Consider the following 16,842-nt stretch of genomic DNA (forward strand, 5'->3'; position numbering starts at 1 on the left):
ATGCTCCTATCGCCAGATCTGGTCAACCCGGTCGAAGGCGCTGGTGCGCTGGTCGTCCCGGTCCTTGGTCAATGCGGTCTTGGCGACCTTGAAAGACGGTGTGCGCGGCATCTCTTCGATGAATTCGAAGTAGCGGGGCACCTTGAACGAGGCGAGGCGCTTTTCCGCGTAGCTGACGATCTGGTCGATCAGGGCCTCGTCGCCCGTGTGTCCGTCCTGGAGGGTCAGAAAGGCCTTCACTTCCTCGCCGCGCATGTCGTCGGGGACGGGCACCAGGGCGACCTCTTCGATCTGGTCCATGTCGCGCAGGACGCCTTCGACCTCGCGGCAGGCGATGTTCTCGCCCGAGCGGCGGATCATGTCCTTCTTGCGCCCGACGATGTAGTGGAAACCGTTCTCGTCCTTGCGGAACAGGTCGCCGGAATGGAACCAGCCGTCGCGGATCGCCTTGGCGGTCGCGTCAGGGTTGTTGTAATAGCCCTGAAAGATGCCGGGGCCCTTGATCAGCAGTTCTCCGATCTCGCCCGGCGGCAGGTCCTGGCCGTTATCGTCGACGATGCGGGTTTCGCGGAAGGGCGAGGCAAGCCCGCAGCTGCCGGACCCGATCATGTCCTCGGCTTCGATGGGGACATACATGCCCGACCCGATTTCGGTCATGCCGAAGGCCTCGCGCGCCTTGAAGCCGAAACGGGCCTCGATCTCGCGATGGGCGGAGGCGCGGACGCCGTAGATATTGGCGCGTTTGACGACGTTTTGGTTGTCATGGGGGGCAGGGGGCTGCTTGCTGGCGGCCTCGGGGAAGAGGCAGAAGTCGATCCGGTGATCGGCCAGCCAGCCCGAGAACCGCGTGGCGCTCTGCTTGCGGCCGACGACCAGCGTGCCGCGCTGGTATATCGCCATCAGCAAGAGCCATTGCGGGTCCATGTAGGTGAAGGGCGTCGTCGCCAGGATGCGGCGCAGGCGCAGGCCGTCGCGCCAGGCATTCACCATTCCCGTGGTCAGCCAGTAGCGATGGGTCAGCAGGCAGCCCTTGGGCAGGCCGGTCGTGCCGGACGTGTACTGGATGTTGACCAGCGTATCGCGGTCCAGCCGGGGCGTTGGACACTTGGCGGCATCGGCGCGGCTGACGCGTTTGTCCCAGTCGGGGGGGCCCACGATGATGACCTCGATATCCAGGTCGCCCTCTTCCAAAAGGTCGGCATAATCTTCGTGGATCAGCAGAAGCCGCGCCCCCGAGTTTTCGACTGCATATGCCAGTTCGCGGGCGGAGGAGCGGGTGTTGACCGGCACCATCACCGCCCCGATCCGGCCCAGGCCCAGCCAGGTCAGCGGCATTTCGGGGATGTTGGGCAGCATGACGGCCACGCGGTCGCCCTGCCAGATGCCTTCACCGGCCAGGAACGCGCCCATCCGCATGCTGTCCCGGCGCACCTCGGCAAAGGTGGCAGAGAGGCCTTCGTCGAAGAATTCCCACAGCGTGGCCTCCGGGCAATCCGCGACCGCTTCGTCGAGGAGCGCGGGGATCGAGTTTGGCATCGGGGCCTGTTCTATCGCGGCGCGGCGGTCTGCAGGGGATTGGTCCGGCGTGGTCAGGGGAACGGGTGTCATCGAAAGGGAATTTCCTGCAGTTCTTGTCATCTGCACGGCGATTTTTCCGTGCGGTCGACCCTACCTAGACAGCCTTCCGTCAGACCCGCAAATTTCGAATTTGGCGCATATCATAACCAGAAGTTATCTTCTCTGATCTCGGCATCCGATTGTTTTTGAACAAGTTTGACGACGACGTGGCGCGTCAGGTTTCCATAAGTTTTTGGAATGATGTGCTGCAGACTTGATATTTGACTTGGGGGGCATCCCCGGCCCCACATTAGGGCCATGTTCGACCACCGATCCACTGATCCCATTCACCACAACCGGAGCCTCTGCGTGCCCGACACAGCTACTTTGTCCCAGCCGATCCTGCAGATTGATGCCGTCACCAAGGAATTCGACGGAACGACAGCGGTCGACCGCGTGACCCTTGATGTTGCCGAGGGCGAGTTCGTCACGCTGCTCGGGCCGTCGGGCTGCGGGAAATCCACCCTGTTGCGCATGATGGCCGGGTTCGAGACGCCGACCTCGGGTCGTATCCTGATGCGCGGCGAGGACATGTCGAAGGACCCGGCCTACGAGCGCGAGATCGGGCTGGTGTTCCAGAACCTGGCGCTGTTTCCGCATATGAACGTCTACGACAACGTGGCCTTCGGGCTGCGGGCCCGCAAGCGGACCGAGGGGCTGGACCGCAAGGTGCGCGACATCCTTGCGCTGGTCGGGCTGGAGGGGTTCGAGACACGTCGTACCGGCCAGATCTCGGGCGGGCAGCGGCAGCGCGTGGCGCTGGCCCGGTCGCTGGTCACGTCGCCCGACGTGCTGCTGCTGGACGAGCCGCTTTCGGCGCTGGACCTCAAGCTGCGGCGGCAATTGCAGGTCGAGCTCAAGCGTATCCAGAAAGAGACCGGGATCACCTTCATCTTCGTCACCCACGACCAGGAGGAAGCGCTGTCCATGTCCGACCGGATCGCGGTGATGAATGCGGGCCGGGTCGAACAGTTCAGCTCGGCCGTGGAAACCTATCATCATCCGCAAACGCGTTTCGTCGCCCAGTTCGTGGGCGAGACCAACCTCGTCGAGGCCCGCGCCGTGTCGCGCGATGCCGTCGGAGCGGTGCTGGCCGTCGATGGCATCGACCAGCCGTTTTCCGTGCCCCTGGTCGAAGGGTCCGGGATCGGGGCAGGGGACAGCGTCTGGATCTCGATCCGCCCGGAATACATGACGCTTGGCCCCAACACCGACCCGGCGCCGACCGGGCCGACACTGACCGGGCAAGTCGTCTCTCACAGCTTTTCCGGGTCCACCGTGACCTATGCGCTCGACAGTGCGGCGGGGCCGCTCTTGGCGCAGGTGCCATTCCGCGCGGGCGAGGGGCATCCCTTTCCGAACGGCGAGACGGTCCAGATCAGCTGGGCCGCCGATACCACAACCGTGATCCCGGGCTAACCGGGGCGATCCAACCCGACATAGAGGACCATCAGATGAAATTCACCAGACGACAGACCCTTGCCAGCGCACTTGGCGCCACGGCGACCCTTTCGATGCCCAGCCGGTTGCTGGCGCAATCCGGCCCGCTTCTGCATGCCTCATGGGGTGGTGGCGTCGGGGACACCTGGACCAACGCCTTTGCCGAACCCTATGCAGAGGAGACGGGGACGGAGGTCCGCATCGTCGAACTGCCCAACCCCGAGGCGCAGTTCCGCGCCCAGGCCGGCAATCCGCAATACCATACCGGGATCGGCACTTTCGTGCAGGGCGTGAACCTGATGCGGGACGACATGCTGGAGACGTTCGGCCTGGACGAGATCCCCAACATGAAGAACATCGACGAGAAATACTGGCTGAAGACCGAGGATGGCCGCATCGCCGGCGTCACCCCGTATTTCGCCTATTACGGGATCGCCGTGAACACCAACGAGGCCCCGGTCGAGGAGTTCAGTTCGTGGAAGAACCTGGCCGATCCGAAATGGGAAAGCCGCCTGGGCATGACCCGGCCGATCTACCTGTCGACCTATGACCTGACGATCCTGTCGAAGACGGCGGGCGGTGACGAATACAACACCGAGGGCGGCATGGAGCTGCTGAAGGGCATGGCGAAGAACGTGCTGAACGTCGGCAATTCGCTGGCACAGCAGAACACCATGCTGGAGCGCGGAGAGGTCGCGGCCATGCCGTTCTATTCGGTCCGTGTCTGGTCGCTGAACGAAGCGGGTGTCGATTACGTGCGTATCGTCATCCCCGAAGAGGGGGCGCTGCTGCTGCCCTATGCGATTTTTGCGCCAAAGGGCGTCAAGAACCGCGAAATGGTGGCGGAATGGCTGAACTACATCGCCTCTGCCGCGCCACAGGAACGGGGCACGGCCCTGTCGGGCTACATCCCTGCCAACAACGACGCCAAGGCCACCGACGAGATCAAGGCCAAGCTGGGCGGCGAATATGACGAGCTGCGGGCGCGGCTCTACCAGCCCGACTGGGGCTATATCGCCGAGAACCAGAAAGACACCGTTGCCGCCATCGACCAGATGCTGGCCACGCTCTGACCCACCCCTGAGCATCCCAGTACGGCCCGGCCAGTCCGGGCCGTTCTCTGCCCGCCGGTGCGCCCTTTCGGCACCGGCGGGTCCCTAAGCGAAACCGGAGCCTCCTTTGCCGCGATCCCTGCGAATAGCCTTGTTGTTGGCGCCCTCGGGCCTGCTGATGTGCGTCTTCCTGTACGGTCTGATCCGACTGATCGGATCGTCCCTTGTGACCGACGGGCAGATCGACCTGTCCTATTACGAGGCGATCTTCAGCCGGGCCGATTACGTCGCCATGCTGGGCCGGACCCTGCGCATCGCGGCGATGACCACATTCTTCTGCCTGCTGCTGGGCTTTCCGACGGCCTATTACGTGGCGCGCTATCGCGGGAACCGGAACTTCCTGCTGCTGATGATCATCTTCCCCTGGCTCGTGTCGATCGTGGTGCGCAGCTATGGCTGGGTGGTGATCCTGGGCCCGCGCGGCCTGATCAACGGATTCCTGACCTGGACCGGGCTGATCGAACGACCGGCCAAGCTGATGTACAATGATTTCGGGGTGATCCTCGGGCTGGTGCATGTGCTGCTGCCCTTCATGATCATCGCAATCCTGTCGGTGCTGATGCAGATCCCTCGCAACCTGGAAGAGGCGTCGATGAGCCTGGGCGGGCGGCCCTCCTACAGTTTCCGCACGGTGCTGTTGCCGTTGTCGCTGCCCGGCGTGCTGACCGGTATCACGCTGGTCTACCTGATGGCGACGGGGGCGATCGTGACGCCGCTGCTGCTGGGCGGGCTGGGTGACACGATGCTGGGCACCGAGATCTTCCAGGAGGTCATGCATTTCTTCGATTATCCCAAGGCCGCGGCGCTGGCCACGGTGCTTCTGATCACCGCGCTGGCCGTCGTCCTGCCCATCCAGATCCTTGAACGCTGGGTCGCCCGGCGCCTGTCCGACGGAGGTTCGCAATGACCACCCGTGCCATCGCCATTGCGGTGCTTCTTTTCCTGCCCCTGCCCATCGTCATTGTGGTGCTGTCGTCCTTCACCTCGGCCGGGTACCTGTCCTTTCCGATCAAGGGCGTCTCGCTGCGCTGGTATGCGGAATTCCTTGGCTCGGCCGACTGGCTGAAGGTGCTGGGCACCTCCGCGTTGCTGGCCCTGATCGGGGCGCTGGTCAGCACGGCGGCCTCTTTCGCTGCCGCCTGGGCCGTGGTCCGCCACGAGATGCGGTTCGGCACGACCTACGAGACGATCCTGCTGACCCCGCTGATCTTTCCCCATGCGGCCATCGGGGTGATCATGATCGTGACGTTGTCGGGCCTTGGCTGGCTGGGCACGTTCACCGGGCTGATCCTGGTGCATTGCATCCTGACGATCCCCTATGCCTACCGCCCCGTCGTCGCCGCCCTGCGCAAGGCCGATCCGGCACTGGAGGAAGCGGCGGCAAGCCTTGGGGCTCGTCCCTGGCGGACCTTCTGGCTGGTGTCGCTGCCGGCGGTGCGGCCGGGTCTGGTGACCTCGCTCCTGTTCAGTTTCATCATCTCCTTCGACGAGGTGACCGTGACGATGTTCCTGGTCGGCCCCTTCGTGATGACGCTGCCGGTGCAGGTCTTTTCCGAAGTGCTGGAAAGCGCCAGCCCGATCATCGCGGCCGTCTCTGCGGCGCTGGTCCTGTTCACCTCGCTGATGGTCTTCGTGCTCGACAAGGTCATCGGCATCCAGTTCTTCGTGGAGCGTGACTGATGAGCCTGATCCAGACCCCCTATTGGTGGGAAGAGGCCCCGCCGCGCAAGCTGGGCCACACGCCGCCCGCCCGGGCCGATGTCGTCATTGTCGGCGGCGGGTTCACCGGGCTGAACGCGGCCATCGCGCTGCGGCAGGCGGGGGCAGAGGTCGTCGTGCTGGAGGCCGAGGATTTCGGCCATGGCGCCAGCAGCCGCAATGCGGGCCACGTGTCGAGCGGCGTGAACCTGGGCAAGACGGCCTCGTCCTCGAATGTCCGTTCGCCGCTGGAACAGAGCCTGCCCGAGGGTGTGTTCGACCAGTTGAAGACCGAGGCGGCGGCGTCCTTCGATTTCGTCGAGGCGCGCACGGCAGAGCTGTCGCGCGATGCGAAATACCGCCGGTCGGGGCGCGTGGTCTGTGCGACGCTGCCGGGGCATTTCGAGGCGATGAAGGGCAAGGCGGCCAAGATGCGGCGCGACGGCGTGCAGCTGTATGACCGTGACCAGCAACGCCGGGTGATCGGGTCGGACCTCTATCACGGGGCCATGACCATCGACCGTGCGGGGCAGTTGCATCCGGGGCGTTACGTGCAGGGCCTTGTCGACATGGCCGAGGCGCGCGGCGCGGTGCTGTGCGACAATATCCGCGTGACCGGTATCGAACGGCAGGGGACCGAATGGCAGGTCAGGGCCGGCGATGTGGCGATCCGCTGCGACAAGGTGCTGATCGCGACGAACGGCTATTCCGACGGGCTGAACCCCTGGGTGCGGCGGCGGGTGATCCCGGCGGCAAGCTATATCGTCGTGACCGAGGAACTGCCCGAAGGCATGATCGACACGCTGCTGCCCGAGGGGCGGACAGCCGTCGACAGCCGCCGCCTGCTGAGCTATTTCCGGCCCACGCCGGACCGCAAACGCATCCTCTTCGGCGGGCGCGCCAGCCTGCGCATCCGCGATGCGTCAGAGCTGGCGACAGAGCTGGCCGCCAGGCTTCACGCCGTTTTTCCCGAAACCAGCGGCATCCCGATCCGCTATGCTTGGTCCGGTCAGATCGCCTTTACCTTCGACCTGCTGCCGCATCTGGGCGAACGCGAGGGCATCGTCTATGCGCTTGGCTGCAACGGGTCGGGCGTGGCGATGCAAAGCTACCTGGGCCATATGGCGGGGCAGGCGATGGCGGGGGGCGAAAGATCGGCCTTCTGGAACCTCGGCTTCCCGACCATGCCGTTTTACCGCGAAAAGGCGTGGTTCCTGCCGATGATGACCGGCTGGTACAAGCTGCGCGACCAGATCGAGCGGGTCACCGGGCGCTAGGCGTCCAGTGCCCGGTCGATGGCGGCGCTCAGCCGGTCGGCCAGCATGCCGATTTCGTCTTCGGAAATGATGTAGGGCGGGGCGAGCAGCACGTGATCGCCTGCCTTGCCATCCGCCGTGCCGCCCATCGGGTAGCAGACCAGCCCTTCCTCCATCGCCGCAGTCTTGACCTTGGCATGCAGTTTGCGCGCCGGGTCGAAGGGGGTTTTCGTGTCGCGATCCGCCACCAGTTCCACGCTGCGGAACAGGCCGCGGCCGCGGATGTCGCCGATATGGGGGTGCTGGCCCAGCCGGTCGGTGAGTGCCGCCTGCAGCGCCTCGCCCGCCGGGATGACCCGCCCGAGGACGTCGTCGTCGATCAGCCGGCCCATCACTGCATTGGCGGCGGCCGCGGCGACCGGGTGGCCGATATAGGTATGGCCGTGCTGGAACGCGCCGCTGGCGTTGACGATGGTCTGGTAGAGGGCTTCGGTGCACAGGACAGCGCCAATTGGCTGGTAGCCTGCGCCCAGCCCCTTGGCGATGGTGACGATATCGGGGGTGATCCCCTCGGCTTCGAAGGCGAAGAAGGTGCCGCAGCGGCCCGAACCACACATGACCTCGTCCAGGATCAGCAGGATCCCGTATTGGTCGCAGATCTCGCGGATGCGTCTGAAATAGCCTTGCGCCGCCGGCACCGACCCGAGGGTCGCGCCGACGACGGTTTCGGCGACGAAGGCCAGCACCGTTTCGGGGCCGAGGGCGAGGATCTGCGCCTCGAGCGTGTCGGCGGCGCGGCGGCCGTATTCGGCCTCGCTCTCGCCGTTGTCCTGCCCGCGATAGGCGTAGCAGGGCGGGATATGCCAGGTTTCTGGCAGCAGCGGCGCGAAAGGTGCGCGGCGTGCGGCGTTGCCGCCGGTCGCGAGCGCGCCGAGCGTGTTGCCATGATAGCTTTGATCCCGCGCGATGATGCGGCGGCGGTCGGGCTGTCCGCTGTCGATGGCCCACTGCCGGGCCAGTTTCAGTGCGGCCTCGACGGATTCACTGCCGCCGGAGGTGAGGTAGACGCGGCCGAACCCCTCGGGCGCTTGGGCGATCAGCTTTTCCGCCAGCGCCTCGGCGGGGGCGGAGGTAAAGAAGCCGGTATGGGCGAAGGGCAGGGCGTCGATCTGGGCGTGAACCGCGGCCTTCACCGTGTCGTCGGAATGGCCAAGGCAGGACACCGCCGCGCCGCCACTGCCATCGAGGTATCGCTTGCCGTCCGCCCCGATCAGGAAGCAGCCCTCCCCGCCGGTGGCGAGGAGGGGCGGGGAGAGGGGCGCGCGGTGAAACAGGTGGGTCATGGTCAACTCGACTGACGTTGCACGAAGAAGCTAAGCCCGGCGACCCGTTCCAGCAACAGGATTGCGAGGAAGGTGATGACCACCGACAGGGTCGAGATCGCGGCAAGAACGGGAGAGGCGTCGTCCTGGATGAAGGTGAAGATCTGCACCGGCAGCGTCGTGATGTCGGGGCCGATCAGGAACATGGTCACCGTCACCTCGTCGAACGAAATGATCCCGGTGAACAGCAGCGATGTCAGGATGCCGGACCGGCAGATCGGCAGGATGATGTCCCACAGCGCGCGCAGTTCCGACGCGCCCATGACCTCGGCCGCGCGGATCAGGTCCGGATCGACGGATTTCAGGGCCACGTGGATGGGCCGGTAGGAGAACGGGATCGTCACCATCAGATGTGCCAGGATGATCGCGATCGGTGTGCCGACGATGCCCATGCCGGCCATCAGCGCCACCGCCGCAACCCCCATGGAGGCATGGGGGAAGAAGAGCGGAGAGAAGATCGCCAGTTCCAGCCAGCCCGAGATCCTAGGCGCGTAGCGCAGGGTGAAATAGGCGGCGAGAAAGCTGATCGCGGTGATCAGCGTGGCCACCACGGCGGCGATCCAGAGCGAGGTCAGCACCGCTCGGCCCCATCTGGGATCGGTGAAGGCGTCCACGTACCAGCGCAGAGACCAGCTTTCCGGTGGGAACTGGATGTAACCGGTTCCGTTGAAGGACGCGCCGAAGACGATGAAGATCGGGGCCGGCAGCAGCAACAGCAGCACGATGCCGATTGTCTTCATGAGGGGGGTCATCTTGGCCATGGGGTTACTCCTGCCCGCGCAGGGCGCGGCGTTCGATGAATTTGAGGAGGACGAGGGACACGAAGCTGAGCGACAGCAGGCAGATCGACCAGGCGGCGGCCTTGGACATGTTGAAGGTCGCCATGACCTCCTGGTAGATCTGCGAGCCCACGAATTTCTCGGTGATCCCGCCCAGCAGAAGCGGCGTGACGATGGCGCCGATGCAGGCCAGGTAGATCACCATTAGAGAGGTGAAGACCCCGGGCAGCGAGAGAGGGAAGACGATGGTCCGGAAGGTCTGCCAGCGACCGGCGCCGAGGACGCGGGACGCCTCTTCCAGGTTTTCCTCGATCGACAAGAGTGACGCCAGGATCGAGATCACCGCGAAGGGGATCAGTACATGAGTCAGACCGATGATGATACCCGTGTCGTTGAACATCAGCTTGAGCGGCGTGTCGATCACGCCGACCCAGCCGAGGAAGGCATTCACGAACCCCTTGGGGCCCAGCAGGATGATCCAGCCATAGGTCCGCACCACGAGGCTGACGAGCCAGGGCACCAGCACCACGATCAGCAGCATGTTGCGGTGCTTTTCCGACCGCCAGAGCAGCAGGGAGATCGGATAAGCCAATAGCACCGCCAGCAGCGCCACGATGATCGAGGTCAGGACGGTGCGGTAGAAGACGACGTGGTAGTCGGGCCGTGCGAGGATCTGTTCGAAATATTTCAGGGAAAACCCGCCGCGATCCACGAAAGCGTTGGAAAACAGCAGGATGACGGAGGTGAAGAAGAGCCCCAGCACGATCAGCGCGGGCAGCAGCATCAACCCCTTGGCGAGGGTGGGTCTTTCGCCGGTGTTCATGCGTGATCTCCGAAGGCGGTGGCCAGGTCGGCGGTGAGCGGCGCGAAGACGCGCGCGGCGTCGGCGGGAAAGCCGATGCGGACCGTGGCGCCGGGCGTCACGCGGCCAGTAACGGGGCCAAGCGCGTCGGTCATCTGGATGGAGGTCATCCGCGTGCCCTGTGCGTCGAGCGTGATGCGGGTCAGCGGGCCGATGACCAGCGTGTCGATCACCTGTGCCTGCGCCGTGACGATGCCGGGAGCGGGGGCCGTGTCGCCGAGCATGGTGATCTTTTCGGGGCGCAGGCAGATGGTGACGTTGTCGCCGGCTGCGGGGCTGGGCCCGCGCGCCACGCCGGGGGGGAGTTCGAACGTGCCGGCGCCGGTTTCCACGGCCAGCGTCTGCCCTGCCGAGCGGACCCGGCCGGGCAGTTCGTTCACCTCTCCGATGAACTTGGACACGAACAGGTTCTGGGGGTCGGAATAGATTTCCTGCGGGGTGCCGACCTGCTGGACGTGGCCGTTGCTCATCACCACGATCCGGTCGGAGATCATCGTCGCCTCTTCCTGGTCGTGGGTGACGAAGACGAAGGTGGTGCGCAGTTGTTTCTGGATGTCCTTCAGCGCGAACTGCAATTGCTTGCGCAATTGCAGGTCAAGCGCCGAAAGCGGTTCGTCAAGCAGCAGGATCGAGGGTTCCAGCACCAGAGACCGGGCCAGCGCGACCCGCTGTTTCTGGCCGCCCGACAGCTGCGCGATGCGCCGGTCGCCCAGGCCGTCCAGCCCGACAAGCTGGATGAACTTGGCCACCCGCGCCTGGGTTTCGGCCTGTGACGTGCCGCGCAGCTTGAGCCCGTAGGCGATGTTCTCGGCCACCGAGAAATGCGGGAAGAGGGCGAGGTTCTGGAACACCATCCCGATGGGACGTTTCTGCGTGGGCACCTGCGTCATGGTGCGACCGTCGATCTGGATGCTGCCCCGGGTCGGTGCGATGAAGCCCGCGATCAGGCGCAGCAGGGTGGTCTTGCCGCAGCCCGACGGTCCGAGAAGCGTCAGGAAGCTGCCGGCCGGGATCGAAAGCGATACCTCGGACAGCACTTCGGCATCACCGTAAGATTTCGAAACGGAAGAGATGTCGATGCTGCCGAAGGCGGCATTCGGGGTCGGGGTCTGTCGTGTCATGAGGTTCTCGGTGTTCCGTGGGGCAAAACTGGCCGGAACATGTCCGGCCAGGTCCTGAAGGGCGTGTCGGAGGGTGGGTCAGTTCCCGACCTGGGACATCATCTGCTCGACCATGTTGATGCGGTCTTCGTGGTTGTCCCAGACGGTCTTCCAGTCGGGGATGTACATCTTCTTCATCAGCTCTTCGCGGGTGGTGCCGAGGGTATCGAGGTATTCCTGCGGCAATTGCGCGGTGTTGTTGGTCGGGATGCCGCCACCGTGCACCGAAACCGAGACCTGGCTTTCGGCGGAGGCGAGGTAGTTCATGTATTTCGCCGTTTCCTCGCGGTTCCCGGACCCTTTGGGCGACACGACCGCGTAGGCCAGCATCAAACCGCCTTCTTCGGGGATGGCGATCTTGATGTTGTCCTGCCCCTCGTTCTGAAGCTGCCAGACGCGGGTGGAATAGAAGGGCACGGCCGTGACCTCTCCGGTGCCGAGCAGCGTGTTCATATGCGCCAGCGAGGTGTAGGTGGTCAGGGAATTCGAGATCAGCCCCTTCAGGATGTCGACGCCGGGTTCGATATTGGCGGCATCGCCGCCTGCCGCATGGGCATACATCGTCAGGTCATAGGCGGCGGCGTAGACGGGCCGGGTGATCGCCAGCTTGCCCTTCCATTTGGGGTCGGCAAGACTTTTCCAGCTCTTGAAGTCCTCGGCGTCGGCCAGGTCTTCGTTGTAGACGATGCCGTAATAGGAAAAGTAGGTCGGGATGCCGACGATCAGGCCTTCGTCGTTGCGGATCACGACCTCGGGCGGCAGGTTCTTCACCTCGGGGATTTCCTCGTCCGTGAAGCCCTGAAGCAGGTCTGTGCCCGACAGGCCGACGCCTTCGAAGAAGGTCACCGTGACGGCGTTGTATTGCGAGGCAGTCGGCGAGCGGACGGCACCGGCCGTGTTGGGCACTTCGGTCACGCGGGCATCGACGCCGGTCTTTTCCATGAAGGGCTTCTGGACGTATTCCTCGAGCTTCCTCGCGCCGCCGCCGCCCCAGGTGGCGTGGATCACCTCAGCCGTGGCGGTCGTGGCGAATGTTGCGGCCAATCCGAACGCCGCTGCTGTGATGTAAGTGTTCATTTCGCTCCCCATTGATTGCGGTCGGACATCTGCCGAGCCTTGGTATCGCTTCACTGTGCGAGGGGTTCAGCGGCCCTGTAAAATTCAATAGTCGGGTCATTTTATAATCCAGGGTTATGTATCCGCGCTGGTGGGGCGCTGCCGGAAATCCGTGTCCCTGCATTCTGCGGCGCAGCAAGAAGGCATGCGTTTCGACCCGCAATATCGGGTGTTTGCGGTGGGCTGACAGATAACCTGCCGGAATGGCATGGCGTCCGCTTTGCATTATTCGGCGCGGTCCGAACCGAATACCGTTCCCGGAATGCGAAACGAAAACGGGATTTTGGAATGATCGGAGCGGAAGTCGTCGTCAGGACGTTGGACAGGTGCGGGGTCGATGTCTGTTTCGCCAATCCCGGTACCTCGGAAATGCACGTCCTGTCGGCACTGGACAGCGCCCCCGACATGCGCCCGGTTCTGGTCCTGCAGGAAAACGTGGCCACCGGGGCGGCGGACGGGTTCGCACGGATCGCAGGGCGACCGGCGGCGACGTTGCTGCACCTGGGGCCGGGGTTGGCGAACGGATTGTCGAACCTGCACAACGCTTCGCGCGCGCTGAGCCCGGTGGTGAACATCGTGGGCGATCACGCGACCGGGCACCGCCGGCTGGATGCGCCGCTGACCTCGGATATCCGGTCGCTGTCGGAGACCGTCAGCGTCTCGACCCGCTGCGCCATGCCCGGGCGCGGCATCGGGGCAGAAACCGCGGCGGTGGTGTCGGACAGCCTTGGGCCGGTGCCGGGGGTGGCGACGATGCTGCTGCCTGCCGATGCCGCGTGGCAGGAGGCCGCGGACGACATCGGCAGCCTGCCCGTCAGCCGGGCCGAGGCGCCGGAGGTCGATCATGGCCGGATCGCGCAGGCCCTGCGCCAGCCCGGCGCGGTTCTGATGCTGGGCCATGACGCCGTGCGGGGTGAGCCCTTGCGCATTGCCGGCCGTATCGCGGCGGCGACGGGGGCCGCGCTGATGGCGCAGACGACCACCCCGGTGACGGATCGCGGGGCGGGGCGCGTGGCGCTGGAACGCCTGCCGTTCAATCCCGATCAGGCGCGGCAACGGCTGGCCGGGGCTCCGGTTGTCGTTCTGGCCGGGGCGCGGGCGCCGGTTGCCTTTTTCGCCTATCCCGGAACGCCTGGGCGCCTGACCGCGCCGGACACCACGGTGATCGAACTGTGCCCGCCCGAGGTCACGGCGAGCGACCCTCTCTCTGCCCTGGCGGAGGCCTGTGGCGCCACGGAGGATCCGGTTGTGCAGCCGCCGCGCCTTCCCGACCTGCGGGGCGGAGCGCTGGATGCGGCCAAGGTGGGGGCCGTGCTGGCGCGCCACCTGCCCGAAGGCGCCATCGTCGTGGACGAGGCGATGACCAATGGCGTGCCGATTGCCGCCGCCACGGCCGCCGCCGCGCCGCATCGCTGGTGCCAGAACATGGGCGGGTCGATCGGATATGGCGCGCCGCTGGCCATCGGCTGTGCGGCGGCGGACCCGACTGTGCCGGTCGTGGCCCTGATCGGGGACGGCTCGGCCATGTACACGATCCAGGCGCTGTGGACGCAGGCGCGCGAGAACCAGAACGTGACCACGATCATACTCGCCAACCGGTCCTACCGTATCCTGCAGGCCGAGGTCGCCAAGATGGACCCGACCCAGAGATCCAACGCGATGGACGACATGCTGCGGATCGATGCGCCGGTGCTCGACTTCGTGGCGATGGCGCAGGGGATGGGCGTCGCGGCGGATCGCGTGTCAACCGCGGAGGAACTGGACCGCGTGTTGCGTGACGCCTTTGTCCAGCCGGGGCCGCGACTGATCGAGGTGTCGTTGTGACCACGATTGCGGATGTCATCATCATCGGGGCCGGGATCGCGGGGGCCTCTCTCGCCTGGCGATTGCGCGGGACGCGGCGGGTCGTGCTGCTGGAGGCAGAGGACAGCCCGTCGCACCATTCCACCGGCCGCTCGGCAGCGATGATGACACCCTACGCAGGCGCGCCGCTGATCCGTGCCGCCAGCGTGGCCAGCCGTGCGTTCCTGCTGGCCCCGTCGGACGGGTTCAGTGACGCGTCTCTGACAACGCCGCGTGGCGTGCTGCGCCTGGCGGGCGAGGCGGAGCTGGCCGCGCTGGATGCCGCCCATGACGACGGGATTGCGGAGGGGCGTCCGTTCAAGCGGATGACCCGGGCCGAGCTGATGGCAATGGGGCTGCCGATCACGGACCGCGTGGTCCGTGGGCTGCTGGATACGGAGCCGCGCGACATCGATGTCGACGCGCTGCACCGGGGCTTTCTGAAAGGGTCCGGGGCGGAGCTGTGGTTGAAAGCTCCTGCTGTTTCCATCAGTCGGAAAGGGCCTGACTGGGTGGTCGAGACACCCAAAGGGGTCGTCACCGCGCCCGTCTTAGTCAATGCGGCGGGGGCCTTTGCGGACCGGGTCGCTGGTTTGGCGGGCGTGACGCCCCGCGGTCTGACCCCGTGCAAACGAACCATCGCCCATTTCGATCTGCCATCACATCGGACGGGCAAATGGCCGTTGATCGCCGACCCGACCTTCAGCTTCTACGCGAAACCCGAGGCGACGGGGCTGGTTGTCTCGCCCTCCGACGCCAGCCCGGTCGACCCGGGAGAGGTCTGGCCGGATGACATTGACATCGCGGTGGCGGTGGACCGGATGCAAGGCTGGCTGGATATCGCGGTGCGCCGCCCGAGCGCCGCATGGTCCGGCCTGCGCAGTTTCTTCGTGGATGAAGACCCGGTTGCGGGCTTCGATCCCGAGGTTCCGGGGTTTTTCTGGTATGCCGGGCAGGGGGGATACGGGATCCAGTCCTCTCCGGCCCTGTCGCGGGTGGCTGCGGCGATCCTGTGCGATGCCCCCATCCCGGCCGATCTTTCCGACGCTGGCCTGACGCGCGATGCGCTGTCGCCGGCGCGGCTGTCTCAATCATCAAGGAAGGACCCGATATGACCCGTTTGTTCATCGGCGGTATTGCCACCGAAACCAATTCGTTCAGCCCCATCCCCACGACCATGAGCGATTTCGAAATCGGCGGTATATACGAGGGCACCGCGACGCAGGCGGAGCCGCAGCATTTCACCGCGCCCCTTCATGTCTGGCGCAAACGGGCCGAGGCAGAGGGGATCGAGGTAGTCGAGGGTCTGATGGCCGCCGCGCAGCCCGGGGGCACCACGCTGGGCGCTGTCTGGAGCGACCTGCGCGACCGACTTCTGCAGGATGTGCGCCGGGCCGGGCCGCTGGATATGATCCTGCTGAACCTGCATGGCGCGATGATCGCGACGGATGAGTTCGACTGCGAGGGCGAACTGTTGGCGGGGATCCGCGAGATCTGTCCCGATGCGGTGATCGGCTGCGAGCTGGACCTGCATTGCCACCTGACCCGGCGCATGATGCAGGTCACGGACCTGATCGTGCCTTACAAGGAATACCCGCATACCGACATCGTCGAAGGGGCCGAGGACCTCTGGTCACTGGCCCTGCGGATGCAACGCGGGGAGATCAGGCCGGTCGGTGCCACGGCCGAGTGCAACATGCTGTCGGTCTGGCACACGACCAAGGCGCCGATGAGCGATTTCGTCGCCCGCATGTCGGCGCTGGAACAGGACGGGACGGCTCTGTCCGTGAGTTTCTGCCATGGCTTTGCCTTGGGGGATTTGCCGGAGCTTGGATCGCGCATGCTGGTTTACGGGGATGGCGACGGGGCGGCGGCGCAGGACCTGGCCGACACGCTGGCCCGAGAGATATGGGACATGCGCGACCAGACGCGCACCCGGATGATGACGGAGGCCGAGGCAGTCAAGGCTGCGCTTGCCGTCGGCAATGGGCCTGTCGTCATCGCCGATGTCGCGGACAATCCCGGCGTCGGGGCCGGCGCCGACAGCACCTACCTGCTGAGCGCGCTGATCGACGCGCAGGTCAAGGGCGCAGTGGTCGGGCTGATGTACGATCCGATGGCCGTCGCGACCGCGGCCGGTGCGGGCGAAGGGGCAGAGCTGACGCTGCGGATCGGCGGCAAATTCAGCCCGCGGTCGGGGCCGCCGCTCGATCTGGATGTGCAGGTGTTGCGGGTGGTGGACGACCTGGCCCAGACCACGGTGGCCGGGCAGACCATGTCCTGCGGCCAGGTGGTTCTTGTCGAGACGACAGGCGGTATCCGGATCGCGCTGGCCGACCGGCGCGTGCAGACCTTCCACCCGGATGCCTTCACCGGTCTGGGCGTCGACCTGGACGAGGCGCCGGTCATCGTGGTCAAGTCGACCCAGCATTTCCACGCGGGTTTTGCCCCGGTCGCGGCGGAGATCCTCTATGCGCGCTCGCCCACGGCGGTGCAGTTCGAGGGGCCGGAAAACCCCTACAAGCATCGCGACGGCAATTACTGGCCGCTCACCGAAACACCGGTTCCGGCATAGGTC

The 16,842-nt window shown here is 65.4% G+C and carries 14 protein-coding genes; 8 read left to right on the plus strand and 6 right to left on the minus strand.

Annotation, left to right across the window (positions count from 1 at the left end):
- Positions 1–6 precede the first annotated feature (6 nt).
- On the minus strand, positions 7–1,608 hold the full coding sequence (locus tag ATO9_RS15500) for a class I adenylate-forming enzyme family protein (protein ID WP_052418364.1): 1,602 nt from the start codon (positions 1,606–1,608) through the stop codon (positions 7–9).
- A gap of 318 nt (positions 1,609–1,926) precedes the next feature.
- Here ATO9_RS15500 and ATO9_RS15505 point away from each other — a divergent pair, with 318 nt between their 5' ends.
- From ATO9_RS15505 to ATO9_RS15525, 5 genes are all read left to right on the plus strand, one after another.
- The gene (locus ATO9_RS15505; RefSeq protein WP_052418365.1) at positions 1,927–3,036 is read left to right on the plus strand and encodes an ABC transporter ATP-binding protein; all 1,110 of its coding nucleotides are present in this window, start codon (positions 1,927–1,929) and stop codon (positions 3,034–3,036) included.
- Between the two features lie 35 nt (positions 3,037–3,071).
- On the plus strand, positions 3,072–4,130 hold the full coding sequence (locus ATO9_RS15510) for an extracellular solute-binding protein (RefSeq protein ID WP_043751156.1): 1,059 nt from the start codon (positions 3,072–3,074) through the stop codon (positions 4,128–4,130).
- 157 nt (positions 4,131–4,287) lie between these two features.
- Positions 4,288–5,076, plus strand: coding sequence for an ABC transporter permease (locus ATO9_RS15515; protein WP_202902149.1), 789 nt, complete (start codon positions 4,288–4,290; stop codon positions 5,074–5,076).
- Complete coding sequence (locus ATO9_RS15520) at positions 5,073–5,849, plus strand: ABC transporter permease (RefSeq protein ID WP_043751163.1); 777 nt, start codon at positions 5,073–5,075, stop codon at positions 5,847–5,849. Before ATO9_RS15515 ends, ATO9_RS15520 begins: the two co-directional genes overlap by 4 nt.
- Complete coding sequence (locus ATO9_RS15525; protein ID WP_043751165.1) at positions 5,849–7,144, plus strand: NAD(P)/FAD-dependent oxidoreductase; 1,296 nt, start codon at positions 5,849–5,851, stop codon at positions 7,142–7,144. Before ATO9_RS15520 ends, ATO9_RS15525 begins: the two co-directional genes overlap by 1 nt.
- Here ATO9_RS15525 and ATO9_RS15530 read toward each other — a convergent pair.
- The 5 genes from ATO9_RS15530 to ATO9_RS15550 all read right to left on the minus strand — a co-directional run bounded on the left by ATO9_RS15530 (position 7,141) and on the right by ATO9_RS15550 (position 12,383).
- On the minus strand, positions 7,141–8,466 hold the full coding sequence (locus ATO9_RS15530) for an aspartate aminotransferase family protein (RefSeq protein ID WP_043751167.1): 1,326 nt from the start codon (positions 8,464–8,466) through the stop codon (positions 7,141–7,143). The genes ATO9_RS15525 and ATO9_RS15530 overlap by 4 nt on opposite strands.
- Positions 8,467–8,468: 2 nt before the next feature.
- Positions 8,469–9,266, minus strand: coding sequence for an ABC transporter permease (locus ATO9_RS15535; RefSeq protein ID WP_052418366.1), 798 nt, complete (start codon positions 9,264–9,266; stop codon positions 8,469–8,471).
- A 4-nt stretch (positions 9,267–9,270) separates the two neighbouring features.
- A complete protein-coding gene (locus ATO9_RS15540; protein WP_043751175.1) occupies positions 9,271–10,107 on the minus strand; it encodes an ABC transporter permease in 837 nt (278 codons plus the stop codon).
- The gene (locus tag ATO9_RS15545; protein ID WP_052418367.1) at positions 10,104–11,267 is read right to left on the minus strand and encodes an ABC transporter ATP-binding protein; all 1,164 of its coding nucleotides are present in this window, start codon (positions 11,265–11,267) and stop codon (positions 10,104–10,106) included. Before ATO9_RS15545 ends, ATO9_RS15540 begins: the two co-directional genes overlap by 4 nt.
- Before the next feature lie 78 nt (positions 11,268–11,345).
- Positions 11,346–12,383: an ABC transporter substrate-binding protein gene (locus ATO9_RS15550; RefSeq protein WP_043751177.1), complete on the minus strand. Its 1,038-nt coding sequence runs from the start codon at positions 12,381–12,383 to the stop codon at positions 11,346–11,348.
- 327 nt (positions 12,384–12,710) lie between these two features.
- Between ATO9_RS15550 and ATO9_RS15555 the strand changes: the two genes are divergently transcribed.
- Genes ATO9_RS15555 through ATO9_RS15565 form a run of 3 tightly spaced genes read left to right on the plus strand, consistent with a single transcriptional unit; the run spans position 12,711 to position 16,839 of the window.
- A complete protein-coding gene (locus ATO9_RS15555; RefSeq protein WP_043751179.1) occupies positions 12,711–14,246 on the plus strand; it encodes an acetolactate synthase large subunit in 1,536 nt (511 codons plus the stop codon).
- The gene (locus ATO9_RS15560; RefSeq protein ID WP_043751181.1) at positions 14,243–15,379 is read left to right on the plus strand and encodes an NAD(P)/FAD-dependent oxidoreductase; all 1,137 of its coding nucleotides are present in this window, start codon (positions 14,243–14,245) and stop codon (positions 15,377–15,379) included. The genes ATO9_RS15555 and ATO9_RS15560 overlap by 4 nt, the downstream gene beginning before the upstream one ends.
- Entirely contained in the window at positions 15,376–16,839 is a 1,464-nt protein-coding gene (locus ATO9_RS15565) for a M81 family metallopeptidase (RefSeq protein ID WP_043751201.1), read from the plus strand. Before ATO9_RS15560 ends, ATO9_RS15565 begins: the two co-directional genes overlap by 4 nt.
- The last annotated feature ends 3 nt before the right edge of the window (positions 16,840–16,842 follow it).

Source organism: Pseudooceanicola atlanticus (assembly GCF_000768315.1).
GTDB classification, from domain to species: Bacteria; Pseudomonadota; Alphaproteobacteria; order Rhodobacterales; family Rhodobacteraceae; genus Pseudooceanicola; species Pseudooceanicola atlanticus.

Excerpts from the sequence above, each read along its gene's own strand:
- ATO9_RS15550 (WP_043751177.1), bottom strand. The coding sequence starts at position 12,383 with ATGAACACTTACATCACAGCAGCGGCGTTCGGATTGGCCGCAACATTC.
- ATO9_RS15545 (WP_052418367.1), bottom strand. The coding sequence starts at position 11,267 with ATGACACGACAGACCCCGACCCCGAATGCCGCCTTCGGCAGCATCGAC.
- ATO9_RS15530 (WP_043751167.1), bottom strand. The coding sequence starts at position 8,466 with ATGACCCACCTGTTTCACCGCGCGCCCCTCTCCCCGCCCCTCCTCGCC.
- ATO9_RS15515 (WP_202902149.1), top strand. The coding sequence starts at position 4,288 with ATGTGCGTCTTCCTGTACGGTCTGATCCGACTGATCGGATCGTCCCTT.
- ATO9_RS15510 (WP_043751156.1), top strand. The coding sequence starts at position 3,072 with ATGAAATTCACCAGACGACAGACCCTTGCCAGCGCACTTGGCGCCACG.
- ATO9_RS15540 (WP_043751175.1), bottom strand. The coding sequence starts at position 10,107 with ATGAACACCGGCGAAAGACCCACCCTCGCCAAGGGGTTGATGCTGCTG.
- ATO9_RS15565 (WP_043751201.1), top strand. The coding sequence starts at position 15,376 with ATGACCCGTTTGTTCATCGGCGGTATTGCCACCGAAACCAATTCGTTC.
- ATO9_RS15535 (WP_052418366.1), bottom strand. The coding sequence starts at position 9,266 with ATGGCCAAGATGACCCCCCTCATGAAGACAATCGGCATCGTGCTGCTG.
- ATO9_RS15500 (WP_052418364.1), bottom strand. The coding sequence starts at position 1,608 with ATGACACCCGTTCCCCTGACCACGCCGGACCAATCCCCTGCAGACCGC.
- ATO9_RS15520 (WP_043751163.1), top strand. The coding sequence starts at position 5,073 with ATGACCACCCGTGCCATCGCCATTGCGGTGCTTCTTTTCCTGCCCCTG.
- ATO9_RS15555 (WP_043751179.1), top strand. The coding sequence starts at position 12,711 with ATGATCGGAGCGGAAGTCGTCGTCAGGACGTTGGACAGGTGCGGGGTC.
- ATO9_RS15525 (WP_043751165.1), top strand. The coding sequence starts at position 5,849 with ATGAGCCTGATCCAGACCCCCTATTGGTGGGAAGAGGCCCCGCCGCGC.